The 25,578-nt window shown below is 59.6% G+C and carries 24 protein-coding genes and 1 riboswitch; all 24 genes read left to right on the forward strand.

Annotated features, from left to right (window positions below):
• The first annotated feature begins 43 nt into the window (after positions 1 to 43).
• Positions 44 to 1,609 (forward strand): hypothetical protein, encoded by a 1,566-nt coding sequence (locus tag ADJ74_RS07455; RefSeq protein WP_050343148.1) that lies wholly within the window; start codon positions 44 to 46, stop codon positions 1,607 to 1,609.
• Positions 1,610 to 1,623: 14 nt separating this feature from the next.
• Complete coding sequence (locus tag ADJ74_RS07460) at positions 1,624 to 1,983, forward strand: hypothetical protein (protein WP_050343150.1); 360 nt, start codon at positions 1,624 to 1,626, stop codon at positions 1,981 to 1,983.
• 175 nt (positions 1,984 to 2,158) lie between these two features.
• Positions 2,159 to 2,608, forward strand: coding sequence for a ribosome maturation factor RimP (gene rimP, locus ADJ74_RS07465; RefSeq protein ID WP_050343152.1), 450 nt, complete (start codon positions 2,159 to 2,161; stop codon positions 2,606 to 2,608).
• Positions 2,609 to 2,620: 12 nt separating this feature from the next.
• Positions 2,621 to 3,754 carry a transcription termination factor NusA gene (nusA, locus tag ADJ74_RS07470; RefSeq protein WP_050343154.1) on the forward strand — a complete coding sequence of 378 codons (1,134 nt, stop codon included), beginning with the start codon at positions 2,621 to 2,623 and terminating at the stop codon, positions 3,752 to 3,754.
• A complete protein-coding gene (rnpM, locus tag ADJ74_RS07475) occupies positions 3,755 to 4,045 on the forward strand; it encodes an RNase P modulator RnpM (RefSeq protein WP_050343156.1) in 291 nt (96 codons plus the stop codon).
• Positions 4,029 to 4,361 (forward strand): ribosomal L7Ae/L30e/S12e/Gadd45 family protein, encoded by a 333-nt coding sequence (locus ADJ74_RS07480; protein WP_050343157.1) that lies wholly within the window; start codon positions 4,029 to 4,031, stop codon positions 4,359 to 4,361. The genes rnpM and ADJ74_RS07480 overlap by 17 nt, the downstream gene beginning before the upstream one ends.
• A complete protein-coding gene (infB, locus tag ADJ74_RS07485) occupies positions 4,361 to 6,946 on the forward strand; it encodes a translation initiation factor IF-2 (RefSeq protein ID WP_050343158.1) in 2,586 nt (861 codons plus the stop codon). Before ADJ74_RS07480 ends, infB begins: the two co-directional genes overlap by 1 nt.
• Before the next feature lie 90 nt (positions 6,947 to 7,036).
• The gene (gene rbfA / locus ADJ74_RS07490; RefSeq protein ID WP_050343159.1) at positions 7,037 to 7,408 is read left to right on the forward strand and encodes a 30S ribosome-binding factor RbfA; all 372 of its coding nucleotides are present in this window, start codon (positions 7,037 to 7,039) and stop codon (positions 7,406 to 7,408) included.
• Complete coding sequence (locus ADJ74_RS07495; protein ID WP_050343161.1) at positions 7,405 to 8,352, forward strand: bifunctional oligoribonuclease/PAP phosphatase NrnA; 948 nt, start codon at positions 7,405 to 7,407, stop codon at positions 8,350 to 8,352. Before rbfA ends, ADJ74_RS07495 begins: the two co-directional genes overlap by 4 nt.
• 3 nt (positions 8,353 to 8,355) lie before the next feature.
• Positions 8,356 to 9,228, forward strand: coding sequence for a tRNA pseudouridine(55) synthase TruB (gene truB / locus ADJ74_RS07500; RefSeq protein ID WP_050343163.1), 873 nt, complete (start codon positions 8,356 to 8,358; stop codon positions 9,226 to 9,228).
• 120 nt (positions 9,229 to 9,348) lie between these two features.
• On the forward strand, positions 9,349 to 12,270 hold the full coding sequence (locus tag ADJ74_RS07505) for an insulinase family protein (RefSeq protein WP_050343165.1): 2,922 nt from the start codon (positions 9,349 to 9,351) through the stop codon (positions 12,268 to 12,270).
• A gap of 78 nt (positions 12,271 to 12,348) precedes the next feature.
• On the forward strand, positions 12,349 to 13,236 hold the full coding sequence (gene dapA / locus ADJ74_RS07510) for a 4-hydroxy-tetrahydrodipicolinate synthase (RefSeq protein ID WP_050343167.1): 888 nt from the start codon (positions 12,349 to 12,351) through the stop codon (positions 13,234 to 13,236).
• A 75-nt stretch (positions 13,237 to 13,311) separates the two neighbouring features.
• Positions 13,312 to 14,310, forward strand: coding sequence for a homocysteine S-methyltransferase (gene mmuM, locus ADJ74_RS07515; protein WP_050343169.1), 999 nt, complete (start codon positions 13,312 to 13,314; stop codon positions 14,308 to 14,310).
• Entirely contained in the window at positions 14,258 to 14,878 is a 621-nt protein-coding gene (gene folE, locus ADJ74_RS07520; protein WP_050343171.1) for a GTP cyclohydrolase I, read from the forward strand. Before mmuM ends, folE begins: the two co-directional genes overlap by 53 nt.
• The gene (folP, locus tag ADJ74_RS07525) at positions 14,847 to 15,695 is read left to right on the forward strand and encodes a dihydropteroate synthase (protein WP_050343173.1); all 849 of its coding nucleotides are present in this window, start codon (positions 14,847 to 14,849) and stop codon (positions 15,693 to 15,695) included. The genes folE and folP overlap by 32 nt, the downstream gene beginning before the upstream one ends.
• Position 15,696: 1 nt before the next feature.
• Positions 15,697 to 16,062 (forward strand): dihydroneopterin aldolase, encoded by a 366-nt coding sequence (gene folB, locus ADJ74_RS07530; RefSeq protein WP_050343175.1) that lies wholly within the window; start codon positions 15,697 to 15,699, stop codon positions 16,060 to 16,062.
• The gene (folK, locus tag ADJ74_RS07535) at positions 16,062 to 17,030 is read left to right on the forward strand and encodes a 2-amino-4-hydroxy-6-hydroxymethyldihydropteridine diphosphokinase (RefSeq protein ID WP_050343177.1); all 969 of its coding nucleotides are present in this window, start codon (positions 16,062 to 16,064) and stop codon (positions 17,028 to 17,030) included. Before folB ends, folK begins: the two co-directional genes overlap by 1 nt.
• 1 nt (position 17,031) lies before the next feature.
• Positions 17,032 to 17,727 carry a uracil-DNA glycosylase gene (locus ADJ74_RS07540; RefSeq protein WP_050343179.1) on the forward strand — a complete coding sequence of 232 codons (696 nt, stop codon included), beginning with the start codon at positions 17,032 to 17,034 and terminating at the stop codon, positions 17,725 to 17,727.
• 29 nt (positions 17,728 to 17,756) lie between these two features.
• Complete coding sequence (gene msrB, locus ADJ74_RS07545; RefSeq protein WP_050343181.1) at positions 17,757 to 18,875, forward strand: peptide-methionine (R)-S-oxide reductase MsrB; 1,119 nt, start codon at positions 17,757 to 17,759, stop codon at positions 18,873 to 18,875.
• A 102-nt stretch (positions 18,876 to 18,977) separates the two neighbouring features.
• Positions 18,978 to 19,218, forward strand: a riboswitch (cobalamin riboswitch).
• Positions 19,219 to 19,418: 200 nt separating this feature from the next.
• Entirely contained in the window at positions 19,419 to 20,381 is a 963-nt protein-coding gene (locus ADJ74_RS07550; protein WP_050343183.1) for an ABC transporter substrate-binding protein, read from the forward strand.
• The gene (locus ADJ74_RS07555) at positions 20,371 to 21,420 is read left to right on the forward strand and encodes a radical SAM/SPASM domain-containing protein (RefSeq protein ID WP_172664523.1); all 1,050 of its coding nucleotides are present in this window, start codon (positions 20,371 to 20,373) and stop codon (positions 21,418 to 21,420) included. The genes ADJ74_RS07550 and ADJ74_RS07555 overlap by 11 nt, the downstream gene beginning before the upstream one ends.
• 24 nt (positions 21,421 to 21,444) lie before the next feature.
• A complete protein-coding gene (locus tag ADJ74_RS07560) occupies positions 21,445 to 22,449 on the forward strand; it encodes an ABC transporter substrate-binding protein (RefSeq protein WP_050343185.1) in 1,005 nt (334 codons plus the stop codon).
• 160 nt (positions 22,450 to 22,609) lie between these two features.
• Positions 22,610 to 23,638, forward strand: a complete 1,029-nt coding sequence (locus ADJ74_RS07565; RefSeq protein ID WP_050343187.1) for an ATP-binding protein — start codon at positions 22,610 to 22,612, stop codon at positions 23,636 to 23,638.
• A gap of 22 nt (positions 23,639 to 23,660) precedes the next feature.
• Positions 23,661 to 25,571 carry a VWA domain-containing protein gene (locus tag ADJ74_RS07570; RefSeq protein ID WP_050343189.1) on the forward strand — a complete coding sequence of 637 codons (1,911 nt, stop codon included), beginning with the start codon at positions 23,661 to 23,663 and terminating at the stop codon, positions 25,569 to 25,571.
• Positions 25,572 to 25,578 lie beyond the last annotated feature (7 nt).

Here is a 25,578-nt window from a genome sequence, read left to right on the forward strand (position 1 = left end):
GAATTGAAATTTGTATTGAGGGCGCATGGCATCGGGAGGGTTCATGGAAAATGTCTACGCGTTGGTCAAGCGCTTTTACTTGGCGCATGGACGCGCACAGATTTTTGTTCCGCGCACACTGACGGAGCGGTATCTGCGTGAGGCGGCGTGGCGGGGCGAGAGTGCTGAGGGGCTGTGTACGGACTGGTACTGCATCGAGGACTTTCTCACGGTCATTATGCGGCGTGATGATTCGCTCGCACGGCTTTTGATCCATATCGACTACCTTGCGCTTTTTTTCCGCTTTGCCGACGCACATATCGACCGTCGTCCGCTGAAACGCCATGCGGAGGATTATTTTAAACGCATGAATGATTTCCTCACGTATCTGGATGAGACGGGGAAGTATGAGATCGATTTCGGTGAGCTGGATGCCGATCTGGAGATGTTCTACCTTACGGGGCGTTTTCGCCTGCCGGAGCGTGTGGCGTGGGAGGAGATCGAAGGGCTGACCCTTGAGGATATCGAGGAGGATGAGCGCATCGAGATGGAGGAGCTGAATTTGCAGCTCAACGAGCTCCTCCACGAGATCGGCGAGTATTTCCGTCGCCCCATGTACCAGCGGGAGATCGGGCGCGCGGCGATGATCTATACGGGCAATCTCTACGACGCGAGTGCCTACGAGCAGTCTTCTGACGAGGAAAAAGAGGCGTTCTGGCTGCGGTTCTGGGACTATTTCTTCTTTGATTACCATCTGATCAGTACGGATGAGACACCGATCGAGCACTTCTGTGCGAAGGAGGATAAGACGCTGCGGCAGGATGAACGTGAGATTCTGCGCGATCTCCTCGCAGCACGGTTTGCCGTGCTGACGGTGGAGGAGACGTATGAGGATCACATTGTCTGCAGCGATCTTCTGCGTGAGGAGGAGGTCGTTCTGCCGCGGCCTGACATCCCGGGGGCGCTCGAGAAGAATATTCTGTTCGGACACATCTGTGATGAGGGCATGATGATGCTCAACTATATCACGGCCGTACCCGCGAGCCGACCGCTGCAGCGGCGCATCAAGGATACGATTCAGCAGGAGTATGAGCTCTTTCTCTATCAGTCGCCCAAGGCAGATATGGATAATTTTCTCGCACGCGAGGCGGCACTCGTGCGTCATACGATTCACATGCTCGCGTCGCGTGCACGGCTGAATGTTTTGCCGCAGCATGCGCTGCCGCCGAGGCGTCCGAAATGGACGCTCTCGCAGCATAGGTGTGCGGAGGAGTTCAGTGCACTTGCTGTCGTATCGGAGGCACTGGGATTCAGCCACCATGCGCGGGATTTGCTCGGGACGATGTTCTTTGACTACGCGCAGTTTGATCTGAAGCGGGCACAGACGGCGGAGATGCTGACGGCAGCGATTTTCCTCTTTGCCGAGATCAATGGCATTGATCTCACGTCGCTCACGGAGCTGTATCATGTACTCGGTTCGAATAAGCGGAGTGTCAATGCCGCGTATCGCCGCATGCGGGAGACGCTCGGCTGCGTTCCATTCGACCCGCGCTATCTGAGCGAGGAGGGGTTCGTGACGATGTTGTGCGGTGCGGCGATGCGCAAGGTGGATGAGAAAACAGAGTCGTGAAGGGAGGAGATCCCATGGAACAGGATCCGCGTATCCGGCCGATGAGTCCGGAGGAGAATGCCGCTTATCGCGGTGTGACGGTGGATGAGAGCGGCGCAGAGCCGCAGGATGAGGCACGGCATGGCTCTGCCTATGGCGGCGGGCGCGGCTCTGTGCGCTATGTCCGCATCGGGACCGGGATACCGCGCCGTTCGCTGTTTTCGAGCATTGTATGGGCAGCTGTGTTTGCGGCACTCCTTGCAGCGTTCCTCTTTGTCGCGCTGCCCGCGATTGCCATGATTCTCGTGGCCGTCCTGATTGCAGGAACGATCCTCCGTCTCATCGGTCCGAGCCGCGTGATGTCGTGGATCGTACGGCGGCTGTACGGGAGATAGATTTTGGAGAACGAGAACATTATCTTCGCCTTTTGGCGCGGCAACAGCAGATGTTTCGTGAGAAGTAGGGCTTTACAAAAGTCCTATCCTATGCTATACTGCAAGAAATTCATTTAAGTTTCGGAAAGAGTGGGTGGAAGCCCACTCTTTCATTACGTATGAGAAGAGGGAGAGCATGAGCGCGAAGATCGAGGAGCGCGTCGAGGAGATGGTGCGCGGACTGCTGACGGATTCGCCCGCCATCGAGCTGGTGGATGTCGAGTACGTGAAGGAGCGTGACTACTATCTGCGCGTTTACATCGACAAGGCGGGCGGCATCGACATCGACGACTGTCAGAGTCTCAGTGAGCGGCTGGAGGAGGTTCTCGATCGGGAGGACGTTATTCCCGACGCCTACATGCTGGAGGTTTCGTCGCCGGGGCTTGACCGTGTCCTGCGCAAGGAACGTGACTTTGTGCGTGAGCATGGACGCGTCGTCGATGTGACGCTCTATGCTCCGTTTGAGGGGAAGAAACAGTGGACAGGGACGCTCGCGGGTTATGACGGTGAGACGTTGACACTGGACGATGGGATACGGATTCCCATGAAGCAGGTCTCACAGGTGCGCCTGCATATCGATTTTTAGGAGGCTTTGGGGTTGGCAAGAAAAAATACCAAGGAGAAGGACAGCGGCAAGGAATTTTTGCAGACGCTGAAGGAGCTGGCGTACGAGAAGGGCATTGACGAAGAGCTCCTCTTTGAGACGATCGAGGCGGCACTGATCTCGGCGTATCGCCGTAACTTCGGTGCGGCGCAGAATGTCCGCATTTCCCTGTCACGTGAGACGGGCGCATTCCATGTTTTCGCCATCAAGACGGTGGTGGATGAGGTGGAGAGCGATGTCACGGAGATTGGACTTGCACAGGCTAGAGCCATCAATCCGGACTATGTGGTCGGCGACGTGGTCGAGATCGAGATGACGCCGGCAAACTTCGGACGCATTGCCGCACAGACGGCGAAGCAGGTCGTCATGCAGCGACTGCGTGAGGCAGAGCGTGGCATCGTCTACGAGGAGTACATGAACCGCTCCTCGGAGATCGTCACGGGGATCGTCCAGCGCGTTGAGGGGCATAATGTGTTCGTGGACATCGGGCGCGCCGAGGCGGTGCTCATGGCGACAGAGCAGCTGCCGAATGAGACGTACAACTACGGCGACACGGTGCGCGCCTACATCATCGAGGTCAAGCGCACGAGCCGCGGTCCGCAGATCATGCTCTCACGGACGCATCCGGGACTGCTCAAAAAGCTCTTTGAACTGCAGGTGCCGGAGATTCAGGAGGGGGTCGTCGAGATTCGCTCCATCGCGCGTGAGGCGGGCAGCCGCTCCAAGGTGGCGGTCTGGTCGTCCGAGGAGCGCGTCGATCCCATTGGCGCCTGCGTGGGCCCGCACTATATGCGCGTACAGGCGGTTGTCGATGAACTGGCGGGGGAGAAGATCGACATTGTCAAATGGAGTGACGATCCCGCGACCTATATCGCCAACTCGCTGAACCCCGCCAAGGTGATCTCGGTCGCGGTGAACGAGGCGGAAAAAATCTCCCGCGTTGTGGTGCCCGACTACCAGCTCTCGCTTGCCATCGGCAAGGAGGGGCAGAATGCCCGCCTTGCCGCAAAACTCACGGGATGGAAGATCGACATCAAGAGTGAGACGCAGGCACGGGAAACAGAGCAGGCCGATGGTGCGCCTACAGATGCGCCGTCCGAAGACCAAGCGGCGGCCGAGGAGGCCTAAATGGGGCGGGCGAAACAGCCCGAGCGGCTGTGTGTCGGCTGTCGAACGCTGCATCCCAAGGACGAACTGCTGCGTGTTGTGCGTCATGCGGATGGAACCGTCGGTATTGATCCGACCGGAAAGAGCCCGGGACGGGGGGCCTATCTCTGTCGCTCTGTCGCCTGTGTGCAGGAGGCACGGCGTCATGGCGGTCTTTCGTGGTCACTGAAAGGCCGCGTTGCACCTGCGGTCTACGATGCGGCGGAGGCGGCGGTCTCCGGAGAGGAGTGTGCTCATGGACGCAGCGACTGAAACGCGCGTACAGAATCTCCTCAGTATGGCGGCACGCGCGCGGCGTATTGTCTCGGGAGCATTCATGGCGGAGGAGATGCTGCGGAAGAAGCGCGGCGCCTATCTCCTGCTCGCGCGGGATGCGTCGGAGGAGACGAAGGATAAATTTACCCGCATGGCGGCACAGATGGACGTGCCGGCGGCGGAACTGCTGACGATGCAGCAGCTGGGACACTGTCTTGGCAAGGAATACCGTGCTGTTGCACTGCTGATAGATAGAGGATTTGCAAAGAGGCTCGCCGCCTGCTTGCATGATATACCGACGGGGGTGGATTGATGTCAGAAGCGAAATACAGAATCACCGATTTGGCGAAGGAATTTAAGATGGACAAAGGTACCATTATTGACATCCTGAAGAGCAAGAACTACAAAGTAAAAAATATGTTCAGTGCCGTCGGTGAGGAGGAGCGCGCAGCCGTCAAGGCGGAGCTCGGACGTACGGCGAAGCCCGTGCGTAAGGAGGCGCTGCCGAGCAAGGCAGCAGCGAAATCTGCGGCACCGAAGACGACTGCGCCAAAGAAGCCTGCTGAGAAGGCTGACGACGCGGAAAAGCCGGCAGAACAGCCGGAGGTAAAGGCTCCGAGTGCGCCCGCTGAGGAGAAGGAGCGCCCTGTTCTTCGTGCGCGTACGAAGGCGCCCGGCATCGTCATCGTTCGGCAGGCACCTGCCAAGACTGCGGCCGAGACGCCGCAGCGTCGGAGCAGCTCAGGGGCAGCAGGCAGCTCTGCGAGCCGCAGCTCTCGTCCGGCAGGGCGCCCCGGTGGTGCACGCCCGGCAGCGCCGGCAATGCCTGCGATGCCGCCGACGGAGGGCCGCGGTGAGAGCCGCAGACGCGGCGGCGGTCGCAGCAATGAAGGCGGTGCGGGCTCGGATCGCGGCCGCGGCGGGCGTGGCGGCGCGCGACGCGATCGTGAGGAGCGCAGCGATCTGCGTCAGAACGACCGCAGCCGCGGCGGCGCACGCAAGGGGCGCAAGGGGGGACGCGGCACTGCAGCGCCTGCTCCCGCAGCAAAGGTGGAGATCGCGCGGCCGAAGCACATCAAACTGCCGGAGACGATTGCCGTCAAGGATCTCGCCTCCAAGATGAGCTACACTGCATCGGACATCATCAAAAAGCTCATGCTCATGGGCGTCATGGCGAGCATCAATCAGGAGATTGACTTCGATACGGCAACGCTTGTGGCAGGGGAGTTTGGTGTCACCACCGAGGAACTGCCGCCGGATATCGATCCGACGCTGATCCCCGAGATCGTGGATGATCCGAAGACGCTGAAGGAGCGTCCGCCCGTCGTTACGGTCATGGGCCACGTCGATCACGGCAAGACGTCGCTGCTCGACGCCATCCGCAATACCTCGGTCAGCACGCATGAGGCGGGCGGCATCACGCAGCACATTGGTGCCTATCAGGTCGTCTGCAAGGGGAAGAAGATTGTCTTCCTCGATACGCCGGGACATGAGGCGTTCACGGCAATGCGTGCGCGCGGTGCACAGATCACGGACGTTGCGATCCTCGTGGTCGCGGCGGATGACGGCGTGATGCCGCAGACGGTCGAGGCAATCGACCACGCGAAGTCGGCGAATGTGCCGATCATCATCGCCATCAACAAGATCGATAAGCCCGGGGCAAATCCCGAGCGCGTCAAGCAGGAGCTGATGGAGTACGGGCTCGTCGCCGAGGAGTACGGCGGAGATACCATCATGGTGCCCGTCTCGGCAAAGCAGCATACGGGCATTGACGATCTGCTTGAGAACATCCTTCTCGTCGCTGAAGTTGAGGAGCTGAAGGCAAACCCGAACCGTGAGGCGCGCGGCGTCATCATCGAGGCAAAGCTCGACAAGGGACGCGGCTCCGTGGCGACTGTGCTCGTCCAGAGTGGTACGCTGCGCATCGGAGACTCTATCGTCGTCGGTACGGCGTACGGACATGTCCGCGCGATGATCAACGACCGCGGCGACAACGTCAAGAAGGCGGGGCCGTCGATGCCGGTCGAGATCCTCGGTCTCAACGATGTGCCCTCGGCAGGTGACATCCTTGCCGCCGTCGATGAGAAGCAAGCACGCTCCATCGCCGAGGCACGCCTTGGAAATCAGCGCCGCGACCTCATCAAATCGAAGAGCGTTTCGCTCGATGCGCTCTTCCAGCAGATTCAGGAAGGCGACATCAAGGATCTCAACATCCTTGTCAAGGCGGACGTGCAGGGCTCGGTCGAGGCACTGAACTCGGCCCTCCTCGGTCTCAACAAGAACGACGAGGTGCGTGTGAGCATCGTGCATTCGGGCGTCGGTGCGGTCAGCGAGTCCGACATCATGCTCGCCTCCGCATCACAGGCAATCGTCATCGCGTTCAACGTGCGTCCCGATGCGAACGCACGCCGCCTTGCTGATACGGAGAACGTGGACATCCGCACCTACCGCGTCATCTACGATGCGCTCAACGATGTCAAGGATGCGATGAGCGGCATGCTGAAGCCGAAGTACAAGGAAGTGATCCAGGGACGGGTCGAGATCCGTCAGGTCATGCGCTTTTCCAAGGCATTGGTCGCTGGTTCGTACGTCCTTGAGGGCAAGATCAAGAGCAACTCCAAGATCCGTATCCTGCGCGACAATGTCGAGCTGTTCGACGGAGAGATCGACTCCCTGCGCCGCTTCAAGGATGAGGTGAAGGAGGTCGCCGCCGGCTATGAGTGCGGCATCTCGATTGTCGACTTCCGCGACTTTGCCGAGGGCGATATCATCGAGGCGTATACGATGGAGGAGATCGAGACCTCCATTGCCGAGGCGAACAAGGCGGCAGAGCAGAAGCGTGAGGAACAGGCTGCTGCAGCTGCGGCAAAGGCAGAAGAGCACGCCGAAGAAGAATAATAACCGGCAGTCTGCTGCCCGCCGATGATGGCGGACAGCGGGCTGTCTTTGTATGGATTTTCCTGCGTTTTACCGGAGAGGAGGCGCACCTTGAGCAAGGTTCGCGTAGAAAAGGTTCAGGAGCTGATGAAACAGGAAGTCAGCGATATTATTTTCAACGAGTTAAAAGACCCCCGCATCGGCTTCGTGACGGTCACCTCCGTTGCGTGTACAGAGGATCTGCGTGAGGCGAAGATCTACGTCAGCGTCATGGGGGATGAGAAGAAGGCGCGCGATACACTGAACGGACTAAATAGCTCGCTCGGCTTTGTACGGCGCGAAATCGGCAAGCGCATCCGTCTGCGTTTTACGCCTGAGATCAGCTTTGCGCTCGATACATCACTGAATTACAGCGACCACATCCAGCGCCTGCTCAACGAGATCCATGAGGAGCAGCCAAATGGGAAGAAGGAGGACGTATGAAGATCACTATGGACGATGCGGCGCAGATGCTCCGCGATGCACAGACCGTCATTCTCACATCACACATCCGCCCCGATGGGGATGCCATCGGCTCGGCGCTCGGTCTCATGCACGTTCTGCGTGCAGAGGGCAAGGATGTGCGCGTCCTGATCGACGATGAGATCCCGCGCATTTTTAACGTTCTGCCGGATGTGGATCAGATCGAACGCCCCGTCAAGGGACAGCGGTACACTGCCGACCTGCTCGTCGTCTGCGATGTCGAGCTCGGGCGTACGGGGGAGTCAGTGCCCTCTGTGGACGCCGTGCGGCTGCTCAACATCGACCATCATGTGACGAACGATGAGAAAGCGGACTATCTCTATCTGGATCCTGATGCTGCCGCCACCTGCGAGATCGCCTACGACATCACACGCACGCTCGGCGTTACACCAACGCTCGACGCGGCGATCTGCTTTTATACGGGGATTGCAATGGATACGGGCTTTTTCCGATTCTCTAATACGACGCCGCATACGATGCGCGCGGCGGCGGATCTCATCGAGATCGGTGTGAAGCCGAACGTCGTCTCCGTGGCGATGGAGATGAAGTCGTACGATGAGGTCATGGCACAGGTCAAAGCGATCCGAAACCTTGAGATGTTTTTCGACGGCAGGGTTGCCGCCGTCTTTATCGACGAGGAGCGGGCGCGCGCGGTCACAACGACGGAGGGGCTGCTCGACAAGCTGCGCGTGATCGAGGGGACACAGGTTGTGTTCTTTATGAAATGGCTGGAAAAGAATACCTACCGCATCAGCATGCGCTCAAAGGGGACGAATGTCTCGCGCATTGCACAGAAATTTGACGGCGGCGGGCACATCCGTGCGGCGGGATGCACGATCCACGCGCCCTTTGCCGAGGCTCGTACGGCGATCCTCGATGCCATCGGGGAGGAGCTGAACGCGTAAACCGTGGACGGATTCATCAATATACTGAAGCCGACGGGGATGTCCTCGCACGATGTCGTCGATGTCGTGCGGCGCATCTTTCATCAGAAGCGCGTCGGCCATGCGGGGACGCTGGATCCTGCTGCGGCAGGGATTCTCCCTGTTGCCCTTGGGCGTGCTGCGCGGCTTGTGGAGTATCTTGAGGGGGCGGATAAGTCCTACCGTGCCGAGATTGCCTTTGGCTATGCGACGGATACGGGGGATGTCTACGGGGAGGTAACGGAGTGCGCAGAGTACCCCGTTCTGCCGTCGGCGGAGGAGGTCGAGGCGGTACTCGCACACTTTCGCGGGTGCATCACCCAGCGTCCCCCCGTCTACTCGGCAATCAAGGTCGGCGGGAAGCGCGCCGCCGATCTCGTGCGGCAGGGACGGGCGGTGGAGATTCCGACGCGCACGGTCACCATTCACCGATTGGAACTCCTGCACATTGATGCTGAGCGGCGGCGTATCCGCATCGACGTGGACTGCTCCAAGGGAACCTATATCCGTTCCCTCTGCGCCGACATCGGTGCGGCACTGCATCTGCCCGCGACGATGCGCTTCCTCCTGCGCAGCCGTGTCGGTGCGTTCACCCTTGCGGATACCTATACCCCAGAGGAACTTGCAGAGGCGGGGGAGGATGCCGTCTGCGCGGCAGACCGCGCCCTGTCGCTCCCATGCTACGAGCTGACACAGCAGCGTGTCAAGGCGTTTTACAGCGGGCTCTCAACCACGGAACGGCGCCCTCTCGCTGCAGGGCTTTATCGTGTCTATGCGGACGGCGTTTTTCTCGGTATCGGACGCTATGATGCCGATGCACAGGAAATGTACCCGGAGAAGGCGTTTCCACCGGTTTGAGATTTAGAGGAATTTATTCATATTTCCCTTGTTGGGCTGTCGTATCGACAGTCCTTTTGTTTTGAGAATCTCCCTCTCTATGGTATAATGGCAGGCGTAACGATAAGGAGGATACGTTTGATGAAAATAGATGATGTGATTCACGGGTTTCGTTTGCTTCGCTCGGAGCAGATTACAGAGGCAGAGGGAACGGCACGCACGTTTGTGCATGAGAAGACGGGAGCGCAGCTGTTCTTTTTAGAGACGGCGGACGACAACAAGGTGTTTTCGATCAGCTTCCGTACGCCGCCGGTCGATGATACGGGGGTGGCGCATATCGTGGAGCACTCCGTGCTCTGCGGCTCGCGCAAGTATCCGCTGAAGGAGCCGTTCGTGGAGCTCGTGAAGGGCTCGCTCAATACGTTCCTCAATGCGATGACGTTCCCCGATAAGACGATGTACCCTGTGGCAAGCCGCAACGACCGCGATTTTCAAAATCTGATGGATGTCTATCTGGATGCGGTGTTTTACCCGGCGATGCGTGAGAATCCGCAGGTACTCATGCAGGAGGGGTGGCACTACGAGCTTGAAAATACAGATGCGCCGCTGACGTACAGCGGAGTGGTCTACAATGAGATGAAGGGCGCGCTCTCCGCGCCGGATGATCTCCTCGGCAGCCGCATCATGGCGGCACTCTATCCTGATACAACATATGGCTATGAGTCGGGCGGCGATCCCGAGGCGATTCCCGCGCTGACGCAGGAGCAGTTCCTCGCGTTCCATGCTCGCTACTATCATCCGTCCAACAGCTATATCTATCTCTATGGAAATCTCGACATCGAGGAGAAGCTGGCGTATCTCGACCGTGCCTACCTCTCGCATTTTGACCGCATTCCCGTGCCGTCGCGCATTGATCGTCAGTCTGCATTCCCGGCGTGCGTCCGCAAGAATCATTTCTATCCCATCGGCGCGGAGGAGCCACTCGCAGAGAATGCCTTTCTCTCGCTTAGCTGGGTGATCGGCGATACGTCGGATATGAAGCGTGTCATGGCACTGCAGATTCTCGACCATGCGCTGCTGCGGATGCAGGGTGCGCCGCTGCGGCAGGCGCTCATCGACGCGGGGCTCGGACGCGATGTGGATTCGAACTACGAGAGTGACATTCTTCAGCCGTTCTTCAGCATCGTGGTCAGCAAGTCGGAGACGGCGCGCGCGGAGGAGTTCGCACGGGTTGTGCGGGAGACGCTGACGCAGCTCGCGGATGGGGGACTCAATCATCAGCTCGTACAGGCATCGCTCAATACGCTCGAGTTCCGCCTGCGTGAGTCGGACTTCGGCTCGTCACCCAAGGGGCTGATCTACGGGATTCGCCTGATGAAGACGTGGCTCTACGGCGGTGCGCCCGAGGACTATCTGCGCTATGAGGATACCCTTGCTGCTCTCAAAAAGGGTCTTAAGGACGGCTACTTCGAGCAGCTGATTCGTGAGGCGTTCCTCGACAATCCGCACGCCGCTCTCGTGACACTCGCGCCGAGCCGTACACTCGGTGCGGAACGGGCGGCAGTCCAGGCGGCGGAGCTGGCGGAGAAGAAGGCTGCGATGAGTGCAGACGAGGTTGCGGAGGTTATGCGCTCCTGTGCGGCGCTGAAGGCGGCGCAGGAGGCTCCTGACACGGAGGAGGCACTGCGCTCGATCCCTATCCTTGCACGGTCGGACATTCGCAAGGATGCGGAGCGTCTGCCGCTCGAGGTGCGCGATCTCGCGGGGACGAAGATGCTCTTTTCGGATCTCGAGACGAACGGCATTGTCTATCTGAATTTCTACTTCCCGATGGCGGCGGTTGCACAGGAGGATCTGCCGTATGCGTATCTGCTCGCAGAGATGTTTGGTGCGGTCGATACGGCGGCGCACAGCTATGCAGAGCTGGCGATGCTGCGCAGTCTCTATACGGGCGGCATCGGGGCGGACATTGTCGCCTATACGCGTGCGGGTGAGGCGGACTCACTCATGCCGCGCTTCAAGCTGCGCGCCAAGGTGCTGCGTGAGAATCTGCCGCGTCTGTTTGAGCTTCTCACGGAGATCATCGGCACGAGCGACTTCTCGGGCAGCAAGCGTATCCGCGAGCTGGTCGATGAGGAGAAGACGGGCATGGAGCTCTCGCTCCAGCGTGCGGCGAATCAGGTTGTCGCCTCACGCATTGCTGCCTATCTGACACCGGCGGGCGCCTATGCGGAGGTCGGCGGACTGCCGTTTCACGATTTTCTCTCTGCATTCAAGGAGAACTTTGACGCGGATCATGCGAAGATGCAAGCGGCATTTGCACGCATCCTGCCGCAGATCTTTAACCGCAATGATCTGATTCTCAGTGTGACGGCACCCGCCTCCATGTATGATGAGACGGCAGAGCAACTCGCCGCGTTCAGGGACACGCTCTCTGCGGCAGTGTTCCCGCCTGCGCTGTACACGTGGAACATCTGCGCACGCAACGAGGGACTGACGACGCAGAGCCGCGTGCAGTACGTGGCAAAGGGGGCGAATTTCCTCAAGCTGGGCTATCGCTACACGGGGACGATGCGCGTGCTCGAAACACTGCTCCGCTACGACTATTTCTGGACACGCATCCGTGTGCAGGGCGGAGCCTACGGCGCGATGACGCAGTTCAACCGCAACGGTTTCATGGTGTTTTCTTCCTACCGTGACCCGAACCTCGCCGAGACGCTGGATGTGCTCGATGAGACGGCGGACTATGTGCGCACGTTCGATGTGTCCGACCGTGAGATGGATAAATTCATCATCGGCACGATGAGCGGCGTGGATGCGCCGATGACGCCGCAGATGAAGGGGGATATTGCCGCAACGTTCCATCTGCGCGGCATCACGCAGGGGGATCGCCAGCGTGCGCGCGATGAGATTCTCACAGCACAGCAGGCGGACATCCGTGCGCTTGCACCGCTCGTTGCGGATGCAATGCAGGCGAATGTGCGCTGTGTGCTTGGCGGAGAGGAGAAGATCCGCGAAAATGCCGCGCTTTTTGATGCGGTGCGGCCTGCGCTGCGGATGTGACAGAGATCAACAAAGCTTTTGACTTTTCGCGCGGCACGTGGGATAATGATGACAGAATAAATAAAGGGGGAGCTTGCCATGAGAAAAGAGATTTTTCGCGGTGCGGGCGTTGCCATTATTACGCCGTTTACGGAGACTGGGGTCAACTACAACGAGCTTGGACGCATCATTGAGGATCAGATTGCGGGCGGGACGGATGCCATCGTTATCACGGGGACGACAGGCGAGTCCGCGACGATGACGGATGCAGAACATCGCGAGGCAATCCGCTATACTGTGGAGAAGGTGGGCGGGCGCATTCCCGTTGTTGCAGGTACGGGCTCGAATGAGACGTCCTACGCGATCGAGCTGTCGCAGTATGCCGAAAAGGTCGGTGCCGATGCGCTCCTCCTCGTCACGCCGTACTACAACAAATGCACGCAGAATGGTCTCGTTGCCCACTATATGAAGATTGCGGACAGCGTCGGCATTCCGGCGATTCTCTACAATGTGCCGTCGCGTACGGGTGTCGGCATTAAGACGGAGACGTATGCAAAGCTTTCGCAGCATCCCCGCATCGTCGGCGTGAAGGAGGCGAGCGGCGATCTCACGGCGATCCTGCGTCTGCGCGCCGCGACGGGCGATGATTTTGCGGTCTACTCCGGCAACGATGACCAGATTGTGCCGATTCTGTCGCTCGGCGGTTCGGGTGTGATCTCCGTGCTGTCGAATGTTGCGCCGCGCGCGGCACACGATATATGTCAGCATTATTTTGACGGTGATGTGCGCACGGCGGCAAAGATGCAGATCGACTATGCAGATCTCATCGATGCGCTCTTCTGTGAGGTCAACCCCATCCCCGTCAAAACGGCGATGCGCCGCCTCGGCTATGATGCGGGGCCTCTGCGCATGCCGCTTTCGGAGATGGAGCCGGTCCATGCGGCACAGCTCGATGCGGCACTGCGTAAGCATGGCCTGCTGAAGTGACCACATCTCTCGCTCTCCTGCCGCATGGGCTGTGTCCCGCGTGCAGGGGGGCATTTTTTGGCCTGGAGGGATGGGATGAATGTCTTAGAGGCGCGGCTTGCGGCGCAGGATGTGCTCGTCCTTGACGGAGCACTGGCAACGGAGCTGGAGGCGCGCGGTTTCTCCGTAGATGATCCGCTCTGGTCGGCAAAGGCGCTCTTTGAACGCCCCGACCTCGTGCGTGAGATTCATCTGGATTATCTGCGTGCGGGTGCAGATGTCCTGACAAGCGCAAGCTATCAGGCGACCGTCGCCGGTTTTATGCGGCGCGGTTTTACAGCGGAGAAGGCAGCAGAACTGCTGCGCCGCTCCGTCCGACTGGCGCAGGAGGCGCGCGATCTCTATCGGGCAGAGCGCGGCGGAGATGCCGCTGTGCCGCTCGTGGCGGCGTCCGTCGGACCGTACGGAGCATATCTTGCCGACGGTTCGGAGTATCGCGGCGACTATGAGGTGGATGAGGAGGCGCTCACGGCGTTTCACGCACAGCGACTGCGGATTTTCGCCTCCGCAGCACCCGATCTTCTCGCCTGTGAGACCCTGCCGTGCCTCCATGAGGCATGCGCCATCGTCCGCGTACTACGTGCGGAGGGGATCCGCATCCCCGCGTATTTCTCGTTCTCCTGTCGGGACGGTGCGCACATCAGTGACGGGACGGAGGTTGCGGCATGTGCGCGCGTGCTCGATGCCATGCCCGAGGCAGCGGCCATCGGTGTAAACTGCACAGCACCGCAGTATGTGAGTGATTTGATCCACACGATGCGACAGGAGACCAATAAGCCCATCGTCGTCTATCCGAATTCTGGTGAGTACTATGATGCAGCGACACAGATGTGGCGCGGGACGGCGGAGGATTTTGGCGCACGGTCGCGGGAATACGCAGCGGCGGGGGCACGCATCATCGGCGGCTGCTGCCGTACGACGCCGCGCGATACGGCGGCGATTGCGGCGTGGGTAAAGGGCGGCAGGAAATGGGGGGACGGAGATGGAGACAGAGCACACGGCGGATCTTCCGCGCGCTGCACGAGCGATGCGTGAATTTCTCACGGCACTCGGCGTCGACATTGTAGCGCAGGGGATGGAGGAGACGCCGCAGCGTGTTGCACAGCTCTATGCAGAGCTCTTTGCGGGACAGCATGAAGATACAGCAGAACTTTGGGTGGATGTCCTGACGGAGGAGACGGACGGTCTCGTTGCCGTACGTGCCATTCCGTTTTATTCGATGTGTGAGCATCATTTGTTGCCGTTCTTCGGCACGGCGCACATCGTCTACCAGCCCCATGCGGGCTGCGTGGCGGGCTTTGGCGTATTTGCACGGCTGGTCGCGTCGATGGCGCGCCGTCCTCAGCTGCAGGAACGGCTGACGGCTGATATCGCGCGTGAGGTCGAGCGCGGACTCGGGGCGGAGGGCGTGCTTGTCGTTCTCGATGCGCAGCAGCTCTGCATGATGATGCGCGGTGCACGAGCACACGGTGCACAGACAACGACGTCGGCGTCCTGCGGCATATTTCGCACGGATGCAGCATCACGGATGCAGGCATGGACGATGCTTGGGATGGAGAGAGGAGCACAGGATGACGGCGAATCGACACTATCGCTTTGCTGACGGGAAGGAACTGACCCTTGGCGGGCGGACGCTTGTCATGGGGATTCTGAACGTGACGCCGGACTCGTTTTCTGACGGCGGCAAGTGGAACACGCGCGACGATGCGCTCCGCCACATGGAGGAGATGGTGCGGGACGGGGCGGACATCATCGACGTCGGGGCGGAGTCCAGCCGTCCCGGCTTTGTGCCGATGAGCGCGGCGGAGGAGACGGAGCGGCTGCTGCCGTTCCTCGAAGCCGTTTTGCCCGCATGCCCCGTGCCCGTTTCCGTGGATACGTTCAAGGCGGAGACGGCACGCGCGGCACTGCGTGCGGGCGCGCATCTCCTGAATGATATATGGGGGCTTCAGTATGCCGAGGAGCCGGGGGCGATGGCGCGTGCGGCGGCAGAGGTTCATGCGCCCGTCGTCGTGATGCACAATCAGAACGGAACGGCATACGCGGGAGACATCATCGAAGCAATGCGGGATTTTTTCGCGCGTTCCTTTGCAGCGGCGGATGCGGCAGGACTGGCACGGGACAATCTCATCCTCGACCCCGGCATCGGCTTCGGCAAGACGGCAGAGCAGAATATGCACGTTCTTCGGCGCATGGACGAGCTCATTTCCTATGATGGGACAGACTATCCTGTGTTGCTCGGTGCGAGCCGCAAAAGCTTTATCGGGGCAGCACTCGGGCTGCCCGTCACGGAGCGCATGGAGGCGACGGGGGCGGCGTGCGTCCTTGGTATTCTGCGCGGCGCATCCATTGTGCGCGTGCATGATGTGAAGCCGATTGCGCGAATGTGCCGCATGACGGATGCGATATTGGGGGCGTAGCATGGATCGTATTTTTCTGCACGGTATGCGCTTCATGGCGTGTCATGGTGCCCTCCCTCATGAGCGGGAGGTGCCGCAGGCATTCGAGGCGGATGCGGAACTGAGGCTTGATCTGTGTGAGGCAGGGGAGACGGACGATCTTCGGAACACCGTGAACTACGCTGAGGTCTATGAGCTGATACGTCGGGTGATCGAGGGAGTGCCAAAGGCGTTGATTGAGGCTCTCGCGGAGGAGGCTGCGGCGCAGATTCTTGCGACATTCCCCCGCATCCGTTCCGTTACGCTCACTGTGCATAAACCTGCCGCTCCGATCGCGGGCATCTTTGCGGATGTCGGCGTCTCTATTACGCGGGACAGGGGACAGTGATGGTACGGACAGCGTATATCGGGCTTGGGGCAAATCTTGGCGAACGCGGTGAGACGATGCGCGCGGCACTGCGGCGGCTGTCGGAACTGGATGGCATTCGTGTGGAACGCGTCTCTGCATTTTATGAGACACCGCCGTGGGGAAAGACGGATCAGCCGTCTTTTTTGAATGCCGCCGCGTGCATCACGTTTGACCGTACGCCCGAAGACCTCCTCGCGGCGATGCAGTGCATCGAACAGGAACTCGGACGCGTGCGGCATGAGCATTGGGGCGCACGTACGATAGATCTCGATCTGCTCTATGTGGACGGCGTCACGTCTGTACAGAAGCGGCTGACTCTGCCGCATCCCTATCTGACAGAGCGCGCCTTTGTGCTCGTTCCGCTGGCGGAGATTGCACCGACGCTCTGCGTTGACGGCAGACCAATTTCCGCATGGCGGGAGGAGGCGGATGCGTCGGGGATTGTGCGTGCCCCCGAAGTATTTGCCCCGTATCCGCTCGAACTCATCACAGCAGTGGATGATGCGGGCGGCATCGGACGGGCGGGGCATCTGCTCACCGACTGCCCCGAGGATATGGCACATTTTCGCCGTATGACGATGGGCAGCATCGTCGTCATGGGACGGCGTACAATGGAGAGTCTGCCGGGGAGGCGTCCGCTCGCAGGGCGTGCGAATATCGTCCTCTCACGAACGATGCAGAAGATAGACGGATTCTATGCAGCAGCCGACATCTTGGCACTCTGGCGTCTTCTGGGGCGCCTGACGGCGGAGGAGGCGCGTCCGATCTTTGTGATCGGCGGCGCAGCATGCTACCGCCTGCTTCTGCCGTATGTATGGCGGGCGCATGTGACACGCCTTTCGGGCAGCTACGATGCAGATGTCTTTTTTCCTTCGCTGGATGGATTTTCCATGACGAGCAGCAGCACAGGGCAAGACTGTATATTTGAAGTTTACGAGAGAGTTTAGCATGGCAAAGGCAATTTTCCAAAACGATTGGCAGGAACTCCTTGCGGATGAGATGGCGCAGCCCTACTATCGTGAGCTGCGCGCATTCCTCATTGAGGAGTACCGTACACGGCGTGTGTACCCCGATATGTATTCGATCTTTAATGCACTGCACTACACAAGCTTTGCTGATACGAAGGTCGTCATTCTTGGTCAGGATCCCTACCATGGAGACGGACAGGCTCATGGGCTGTCATTTTCCGTGCAGGTCGGCGTTGACCCGCCGCCGTCGTTGCTGAATATCTACAAGGAGATGCAGGACGATATCGGGATCGTCCCGCCCGATCACGGCTGTCTCATCCCGTGGGCGCGGCAGGGCGTGCTCCTCCTCAACACCGTTCTTACCGTACGCGCTCATGCGGCGGCATCGCACGCGGGACACGGGTGGGAGCGGTTCACTGATACCATCATTCGCCTCCTCGGAGCACGTGAGAAACCGCTCGCCTTCATCCTCTGGGGCAGTCCTGCACGGAAGAAACGCAGCCTCATCACGAATCCGCGCCATCTCATCGTCGAGTCGCCGCATCCAAGCCCCCTCTCAGCGCACCGCGGCTTCTTCGGCAGTCATCCATTCTCGCGTGTCAACGACTTCCTCACGCGTGTGGGGGAGACGCCCATCGACTGGCAGCTCCCTCCGGCAAGTGAGATCAAGCCGTAATCTTTGATTCTTGCTGAAAGGAGATTATCATGAATGCATTACTATTGCGCGGTATCTGTGCCCTTGGCCTGCTCAGCTGCATCGGCGGCTGCGGTGCACCCGCATCGTCGTCGAGTGAGATGCCGCATGAGATCGTGCAGGAGAACCAAGCTGCCGCAGGACAGAAGGAGATCTATCTCGCCGGCGGCTGCTTCTGGGGGACGGAACTCTACCTCAGTCTGGTGCCGGGCGTTGTCTCTGCAGAGTGCGGCTATGCAAACGGTATGAGTGCCCATCCTTCCTATGCGGAGGTATGCAGCGGGAGCGGGCATGCGGAGGCGGTTCATGTTATCTATGACCCGCACATCATTTCGCTCGATCAGCTTCTGACCGCATTTTACGACTCCATCGACCCGACGGCAGTCGATCGGCAGGGCAACGACGTCGGGCGGCAGTATCGTTCGGGCATTTACTATGTGAAGGCAGACGGCGGCAAGGATGCATCGATCATCCGTGCGTCGTTGGACGCACTGCAGAATCGTCTCGGTCAGAAGACGGCTGTCGAGATGGGACCGATCGTGAACTTTTATCGTGCAGAAGACGATCATCAGGAGTATCTCGAGAAGCATCCCAACGGTTACTGCCATATCTCCCCTGCGCTCATCGCTGCGATGCGTGAGAAACGTGCGGAAGCCGAACCGATGGGGGAGAAGAAAAACGTGCGTCATGATGAAAAGCCGACAAAGGCTGAACTCAGAGAACGTCTCACGGATCTGCAGTACGCCGTTACCCAGGAGAAGGCGACAGAGCCGCCCTTCCGCAACGAATACGATCACGAGTTTCGTGCGGGTATCTACTGTGACATCACGACGGGCGAGCCGCTTTTTGTCTCCACGGATAAATATGACTCGGGCTGCGGCTGGCCGGCGTTCTCACGTCCGATCGATGCGGCGCTGATTGCAGAGCAGGAAGATCGCTCGCACGGCATGGTGCGTACCGAGGTTACGGCGGCGAACAGCGGCGCGCATCTCGGGCACGTCTTTGACGATGGCCCCGCCGCAACGGGTGGGCTGCGCTACTGCATCAACAGTGCGTCCCTGCGGTTCATCCCGAAGGAGGACATGGAGGAGGAGGGCTATGGGGACTATCTCTATTTGCTGGAAAAATAGACTCGGAAAAATCCCAGCGTATTGAGATGATTCGTAAAATATCCCTTTGTCGTATTGACAAGCGATTCTTCCAATGTTACTATAAATGCGTTTTATGAAAACTTTATATGAAGTGGATCAGGTATCGGCGCGAACTGCCAGGTTGTTTGACAGTTTGCAGAGATATAATAGAGAATCCGGTAAGGAAACGTATTTTCCCATCAAGCCGGAGCGGTCACGCCACTGTATCAGTGAGCAACCCTGCATGGAGCCATTGTCTCCGTCACTGAGAGATTTCTCTCGGGAAGGCGCAGGTGCGCGAGGAACTGGAGCCAGGAGAACTGCCTGATTGACAATCGCCGTTTGACCTGCGAGTGATAGGGATGGGGATTTCTGCGCGTCTTCTGATGCCGTTGTGATCCTTTTTTTGTGTACCCCTTCTGCGCGTGCAGGAGGGGTCTTTTGATGCGCATCTTCTCGCTTTGCGCACAGGTTCATCGGTGCAGGATGAAGAAAGGTGACGAAGAGTGACACGAGAAAAGAAGCTGCAATACACCGATCCCCATGCGTTCTAAGGAACTGCTCTATGCACTCCTTGTCGCGGGATGCCTGCTCCTTCTTGCAGGCTGTGGGAACGGGGCACGGGTGGAGTCGGATGGGGATGCGTTCTATCGCGGTACGGATGATACCGGGGCGGAGGTCGTTGTTGAGGAGAAGCCGCATCGGATCGTGTCACTGGGACGAGGGATGGATGAGATCCTCCTTGGGATCGCACCGCCGGAGCAGATTGCGGGGCTTACCTCCACGGTGGATGATCCGGGAATATCCTGCATGACGGAAGAGGCACGCGCCGTATCCGTCAAACTCAAGGACAGAAGCCCTGAGCGCGTTGCGGCACTGGATCCCGACCTTGTCCTTGCGATTGACGGCCTACCAAAGGAGCTAGTGGATAGCCTGCGTGATTTGGGGATTCCCGTCTTTGTCTCACGTACGCCGAACAACCTCGAGGACATCTTTACGCGCATTGAGACGGTTGGACGCCTGATTGGACAGGAGGAAAATGCCGCCGCGCTCATCGCTCAAAAGCGTGCTCTTCTCGCTGATGTGGAGCGGCGCGTTGGAGATATCCCAGAGGAGGAGCGGCCCATCGTTGTTGCATTTGCATTCAGTGGTGTGTTTGGACGCAAGGATGGGCTCTTTGACGATATGTGCCGCCGTGCCTCCCTGCGCAATGGCGTGGCGATGGCGGGGCTGACGGCGACGACTGCAGTCTCGATGGAGCAGGTCGTCGCACTTAATCCCGATGTATTCCTTCTGCCGACGTGGAGTACGGAGGGGAAAACGACGGAGGAATTTCGCGAAAAACTCTGCAGCGACCCCTTGTTTATCCATGTGAAGGCCGTGCAGGAAAACCACCTCTATGCAGTTCCCGATCGGTATCGTTACAATACTTCACAGAATGCGGCAGATGCTGTCTACGCACTGGCGCGCGCGGTCTATCCGGAGCGCTTTGCCGATGAAAAGTGAGGAGATCGGGGCAGTGCCGCTGCGCATGCTCATCATGAGCCTTACCGGAAACTGTAATCTCGCGTGTCGCTACTGCTATGCCGCAGCACAGGACAGGCACACGATGACATGGGAGACGGCGCGGCGTGCCATCGACCTCGCGGCGGCGGGAAAAATGCCCTTTATCCTGCAGTTCTCGGGCGGAGAACCTCTCCTTGCACTGCCGCTGTTGCGTCAGATGGCAGACTACGTGCGCCGCAATCGTATCCCGGCACGCATGGATTTGCAGACCAACGGGACATTGTTGACCGAGGAGACGGTGACGTTTCTGCGCAATGCGCACATTGGGATCGGCGTCAGTCTTGACGGCAGACCTGCTGTGCACGACGCGCTTCGCTGTTATCCTGACGGCAGAGGAACGGCAGCGGATGTTGTCGCGGGCATTCGCCAGCTTGCACAGTGCGGCATAGAGATCGGCCTGACCACGGTCGTCACAGCGGATAATGTTGCAGAGCTTTTCGGTGTTGTCGAGATGGCGTACTATCTCGGCAATGTGCGCCGTGTGGGCTTTGATCTCCTGCGGCCGCAGGGGCGGGGCTCTGCCGTCCGTAGCGCACGGGCGGAGGACATGGCGCAGGCGATGGAAACGGTTTTTGCACTGAACCGCAAACTCGGGCGAATGACCGGGCGCACGATGGCGATCACCCAGATGGAGCAGGCGACGTGTCTTGCCCGGCGCACAGGCGGCGGGTTTTCCCACTGCCACGCGATGAACGGGGCGGGGGTGCACGTTGACGCGCTCGGGAATATCTACGCCTGTTCCTCCTTCGTCGGCGATGCGCACTTTCTGCTCGGCAATGTGGAACGCGGCATTGACGTGCAGCGCCAGAAAGAGGTGGCACAGGAGATGCAGAATGCCATGGCGTTCTGCAGGACGTGTGCGGATTTTTCCGCCTGCGGCGGCGCGTGCTATGCGCGCAGAACTGGGCAGGGATCTCCCGCCGTCTCCGCTGCCGAATGTGCACTGAAGCGTGCGGCGATGAGGGCGGCAGGATCCTGAGCAGTGGATTGGAAGGGGAATTCTATGGGAGTCGCAAAGCGTATACCGGCGATCGTTTCAGTCGTGCTCCTCCTCTGTGCTGTGCAGCTGCTTACCGCCTGCGGCAGAGCAGAGACGGGGCAGACGGCAGCGACGGAGGGGTACTCGGTTACGGATATTACGGGGCGCACCGTGCACTTCGACACGTCGCCACAGCGTATCGTTACGCTGTCTTCGACGCTCGATCAGATCGTTCTTTCCGTTGCTCCGCCGGAGCGCATGGTCGCCGTCAACATGAGCATGAAGGATCCGATCAACTCGAATATGGTTGAGGTTGCGGAGCAGGTTGAGAAAACGATACAGCGCCCCAGCGTGGAGTACATCGTCTCCCTCCATCCGGACATTGTCTTGATAGCGGACTGGCAGTATCTCGAACTCGCCGATCCTCTGCGTGATTCGGGGCTCAACGTCGTGGTCGGACGCGGACCGCACAATCTGGCGGAGGTACGGGATCTCGTCCGTCTCACAACGGATGCAATCGGAGAGCATCGACGCGGCGATATTTTACTGCGCAAAATGGATGAAAAACTGGCCGAGATTGCGGAGAAGGTGCAGGCCATTCCGGAAAGCGAGCGCAAGAGCGTCGTCTTTCTCTCCCTCATGAGCACGTATGGGGGCATTGGATCCAGCTTTGATGATGCCTGTCACCATGCGGGCGTTATCAATGGCGTTTCGGCCTATGGACTGCGCAACGGGCAAGAGGTGACGAAAGAAGTCATCCTCGCCATCAATCCCGATATTCTGTTCCTGCCGGATTATCCGTGGAAGGGACAGGCGTGGCTGGATGACTATATCCGCAGCTACACGGAGGACCCGGCACTGCAGCCACTCAAGGCACTGCGCGAGGGGCATCTCGTTACGCCGCGCTCATGCTTCCTCTACAACTGCTCACAGGATTTTGTCTACGGCGTGCAGGAGATCGCCTATCGGGTCTATGGGGATGCTTTTTATCTGCCGAATGATGCGCACATCACGGCTGTTGATGAGTAATAAATGCTGTTGTGTCTGGAATTCGAAGCGTTTCAAAAAGACAGTGTCAACGTGATGGCAACGCTTACCTCGGGCCTTTTTGTCTAGCGCCAGAGGACCTGCGCCTACAGCCGATGTGAATGGTACTGCGGATGAATATCTCCTATGAAAGGAAATACGAATGAAGAAGAGGGCAACCTACCCGTTTACTGCCATCGTTGGGCAGGAAGAGATGAAGACGGCACTTCTCCTCAGTATTGTCATGCCGTCTCTCGGCGGTGTGCTCATCAAGGGGGAGAAGGGAACGGCAAAATCCACTGCCGTACGCGCTGCCGCTGCACTCCTGCCGGATCTGCACGCCGTGCGTGGTTGTGCCTGTCACTGCGATCCCGCGCGCCCCGAGCTCTACTGCGATGCCTGTCAAGAGAGGAGCGCGGAGGGAAAGCTGCCGCAGGAAGAAGTTCCAATGTGCGTGGTGGAGCTGCCCGTCAGTGCGACGGAGGATCGCGTGGTCGGGACGCTCGACATGGAGGCGGCGATCCAGCATGGACGCAAGGCGTTCGAGCCCGGTATTCTGGCGGCGGCGAACCGCAATATCCTCTATGTGGATGAGATCAACCTGCTTGAGGATCATATCGTCGATATCCTGCTCGACTCGGCTGCAATGGGCGTCAACACCGTGGAGCGCGAGGGGATTTCCTATGCGCATCCGGCACGGTTTGTCCTCATCGGTACGATGAATCCGGAGGAGGGGGATATCCGTCCGCAGCTTCTCGATCGCTTTGCGCTCTCGGTGACTGTTGCGGGGGAGCAGGATGCCGAAAGCCGCGTGGAGGTGATCCGCCGTCGGATTGCCTACGAGCGGGATGCAGATGCCTTTGCCGCGATATACGCAGCAGAGCAGGAGCAGCTGCGTACGCAGATTGTCACGGCACGTCAGCGCGTTGCCGCTGTGGCAGTGTCCGACGACATTCTCGGGCAGACGGCGCAGGTCTCGTTGACGCTTGGCGTTGATGGGCATCGTGCCGATATTACCCTCATCAAGGCAGGGATTGCGCACGCGGCACTTGCCGGACGAACGGCTGTCACGGCAGAGGATTTGCTGCGCGTCAGCCGACTGGTCCTCGCACACCGTATGCGTCGCCGTCCCTTCGAGGAAGAGGCGGTCGACTGGAGCGCGGTGGATGCGATCTTAGGAGAATCTGCGTAAACCGCATTTCGGAGGCAAGAGCTTGAATATCCCGCATTATCCACTGACGGCTGTGGTCGGGCAGGAGCACGCGAAGCGCGCACTTGCGGCTGTACTGGTGAACCCGCGTGCCGGCGCCCTCCTGATCTCCGGTACGAGCGGAACGGCAAAATCCGTTCTTGTTCGTGCGGCAGCCCCCTTTACGGTGACGGGACGCATGGCGGAACTGCCGCTCGGTGCGTCGGAGGATATGATTTTCGGCACAATCGACATGGAGGCTGCCCTGCAGCAGGGAGAACGACGCCTGCGGCACGGGCTTCTTCATCGTGCACGCAATACCTTCCTCTATATGGACGAGGTGAATCTCCTGCGCGAGGACATTCTGTCCACGGTTCTGAAATGTGCGGAGGATCGATTCTTTCGCCTTGAGCGAGACGGGCTTTCATTTACCGAAGAAGTTTCCTATACCCCTGTCGGTACGATGGATCCCGCAGAGGGGACGCTCCGCCCCACGTTGCTGGATGCCTTCGGGCTTTTTGTGTCGATGGAGGATGTGACTGACCCTGCACAGCGCAGGGAGATCGCCGCACGGGTGCTCGCCTTTGAGCGCGACTCGGCGGCGTTTCGTGCGTCCTATGCCGCGCAGGAGGAGGAATTTGCAGCCTCGATTTGCCGTGCACGTGAGCTCCTGCCGCGCGTGGCGGTGCCGTCTGCCATTCTGCACTTTGCGGCCGCCTGCGTCCTGCGTGCGCACTGTGTCGGAAACCATGCGGAGATCTATCTCATCGAGGCGTCGCGTGCGCTTGCGGCGCTCGCGGGCAGAGCATTCGTTATGCCCGTGGATGTGGAGGAGGCAGCGGAGTTCGTACTCGTGCATCGGATGAGCCGTCCGCAGGAGGAACAGCAGCCACCACCTGACAACGCGAATGTGGCGGAGCAGGGCAATAGCGATGTACCAGATGGCGCGCAGGATCCGCTTCTGCCGCAGGATGAGGGTGCAGCGGATGAGCGGCAGGAGTCCATGCAGTGCGATGAACAGCAGGACGCCTCGCAGGATGAGACGGATGATGCATCACCGTCGGAGGACTCTCCTCGTGCTGATGAGGAAGATCGCATTTCTGCCCCGCTCGAAGGCGTCATGGCGCGGCTCTCGCTTCTCTCCATGACGATGCGTACACAGGGCGGAAAGAGCGGCAAGCGTGACATCCTCCAAACGCATACAGCAGACGGGCGCGGCCTGCGAACGGAGATGCCGCGTGCCGGCCGCCGCCCCGATCTCGCGCTCTCTGCGACACTGCGCGCAGCCGCGCCCCATCAGCACATCCGTCAGGGCAGTCCGGCGGTTGTCATTCGCCCTGAGGATGTGCGCGTCTGGGTGCGGGCAAAGCGCACAGCAGCGAACATCCTCTTCCTCGTCGATGCCAGCGGCTCGATGGGCGCACGTGAGCGTATGCGCATGGTGAAGGGCGCGATTCTTTCCCTCTTGCAGGAGGCGTATCAAAAGCGGGACTGTGTGGGGCTCATTGCTTTTCGGCGCGATCGCGCGGAGACTCTCCTGCCGATGACGCGCAGCGTGGAGCTGGCGGAAAAGCAGCTGCGCGCGCTGCCGACGGGCGGACGAACCCCGCTTGCCGAGGGGCTTGCCCACGCCCTGCAGATGCTGCATGAGCTGGAGCGCAGGGGCGGCGGGAAAAATGTTCTCGTGCTGGTCACGGATGGTCGGGCGAACGCCAAAGAGGGGGATGCGGGCGTGCAGCGCGCCCTGCGGGCGGCGGAGGAAGTTGCCGGGACACAGGCGCTCAGTCTTGTCCTTGATACGGAGCGCACCGTCCCGCGCGTCGGTATTGCGCCGGAGCTCGCCCGCCGCATGGACGCACGATATTACACCTTGGAGCAGCTCTCGGCGGAGGGCGTGCTTGAGATTGTCTGCGCATCCCGCGGCGTGTCGATGTGACTAGGAG

Source organism: Selenomonas sp. oral taxon 478 (assembly GCF_001189555.1).
Taxonomy (GTDB): domain Bacteria; phylum Bacillota; class Negativicutes; order Selenomonadales; family Selenomonadaceae; genus Centipeda; species Centipeda felix.

What these genes read in the sequence shown, in the direction of transcription:
- ADJ74_RS07455 (WP_050343148.1), top strand. Translation starts at nt 44, where the DNA reads ATGGAAAATGTCTACGCGTTGGTCAAGCGCTTTTACTTGGCGCATGGA.
- ADJ74_RS07460 (WP_050343150.1), top strand. Translation starts at nt 1,624, where the DNA reads ATGGAACAGGATCCGCGTATCCGGCCGATGAGTCCGGAGGAGAATGCC.
- rimP (WP_050343152.1), top strand. Translation starts at nt 2,159, where the DNA reads ATGAGCGCGAAGATCGAGGAGCGCGTCGAGGAGATGGTGCGCGGACTG.
- rnpM (WP_050343156.1), top strand. Translation starts at nt 3,755, where the DNA reads ATGGGGCGGGCGAAACAGCCCGAGCGGCTGTGTGTCGGCTGTCGAACG.
- ADJ74_RS07480 (WP_050343157.1), top strand. Translation starts at nt 4,029, where the DNA reads ATGGACGCAGCGACTGAAACGCGCGTACAGAATCTCCTCAGTATGGCG.
- infB (WP_050343158.1), top strand. Translation starts at nt 4,361, where the DNA reads ATGTCAGAAGCGAAATACAGAATCACCGATTTGGCGAAGGAATTTAAG.
- ADJ74_RS07495 (WP_050343161.1), top strand. Translation starts at nt 7,405, where the DNA reads ATGAAGATCACTATGGACGATGCGGCGCAGATGCTCCGCGATGCACAG.
- ADJ74_RS07505 (WP_050343165.1), top strand. Translation starts at nt 9,349, where the DNA reads ATGAAAATAGATGATGTGATTCACGGGTTTCGTTTGCTTCGCTCGGAG.
- dapA (WP_050343167.1), top strand. Translation starts at nt 12,349, where the DNA reads ATGAGAAAAGAGATTTTTCGCGGTGCGGGCGTTGCCATTATTACGCCG.
- mmuM (WP_050343169.1), top strand. Translation starts at nt 13,312, where the DNA reads ATGAATGTCTTAGAGGCGCGGCTTGCGGCGCAGGATGTGCTCGTCCTT.
- folE (WP_050343171.1), top strand. Translation starts at nt 14,258, where the DNA reads ATGGAGACAGAGCACACGGCGGATCTTCCGCGCGCTGCACGAGCGATG.
- folP (WP_050343173.1), top strand. Translation starts at nt 14,847, where the DNA reads ATGACGGCGAATCGACACTATCGCTTTGCTGACGGGAAGGAACTGACC.
- folB (WP_050343175.1), top strand. Translation starts at nt 15,697, where the DNA reads ATGGATCGTATTTTTCTGCACGGTATGCGCTTCATGGCGTGTCATGGT.
- folK (WP_050343177.1), top strand. Translation starts at nt 16,062, where the DNA reads ATGGTACGGACAGCGTATATCGGGCTTGGGGCAAATCTTGGCGAACGC.
- ADJ74_RS07540 (WP_050343179.1), top strand. Translation starts at nt 17,032, where the DNA reads ATGGCAAAGGCAATTTTCCAAAACGATTGGCAGGAACTCCTTGCGGAT.
- msrB (WP_050343181.1), top strand. Translation starts at nt 17,757, where the DNA reads ATGAATGCATTACTATTGCGCGGTATCTGTGCCCTTGGCCTGCTCAGC.
- ADJ74_RS07550 (WP_050343183.1), top strand. Translation starts at nt 19,419, where the DNA reads ATGCGTTCTAAGGAACTGCTCTATGCACTCCTTGTCGCGGGATGCCTG.
- ADJ74_RS07555 (WP_172664523.1), top strand. Translation starts at nt 20,371, where the DNA reads ATGAAAAGTGAGGAGATCGGGGCAGTGCCGCTGCGCATGCTCATCATG.
- ADJ74_RS07560 (WP_050343185.1), top strand. Translation starts at nt 21,445, where the DNA reads ATGGGAGTCGCAAAGCGTATACCGGCGATCGTTTCAGTCGTGCTCCTC.
- ADJ74_RS07565 (WP_050343187.1), top strand. Translation starts at nt 22,610, where the DNA reads ATGAAGAAGAGGGCAACCTACCCGTTTACTGCCATCGTTGGGCAGGAA.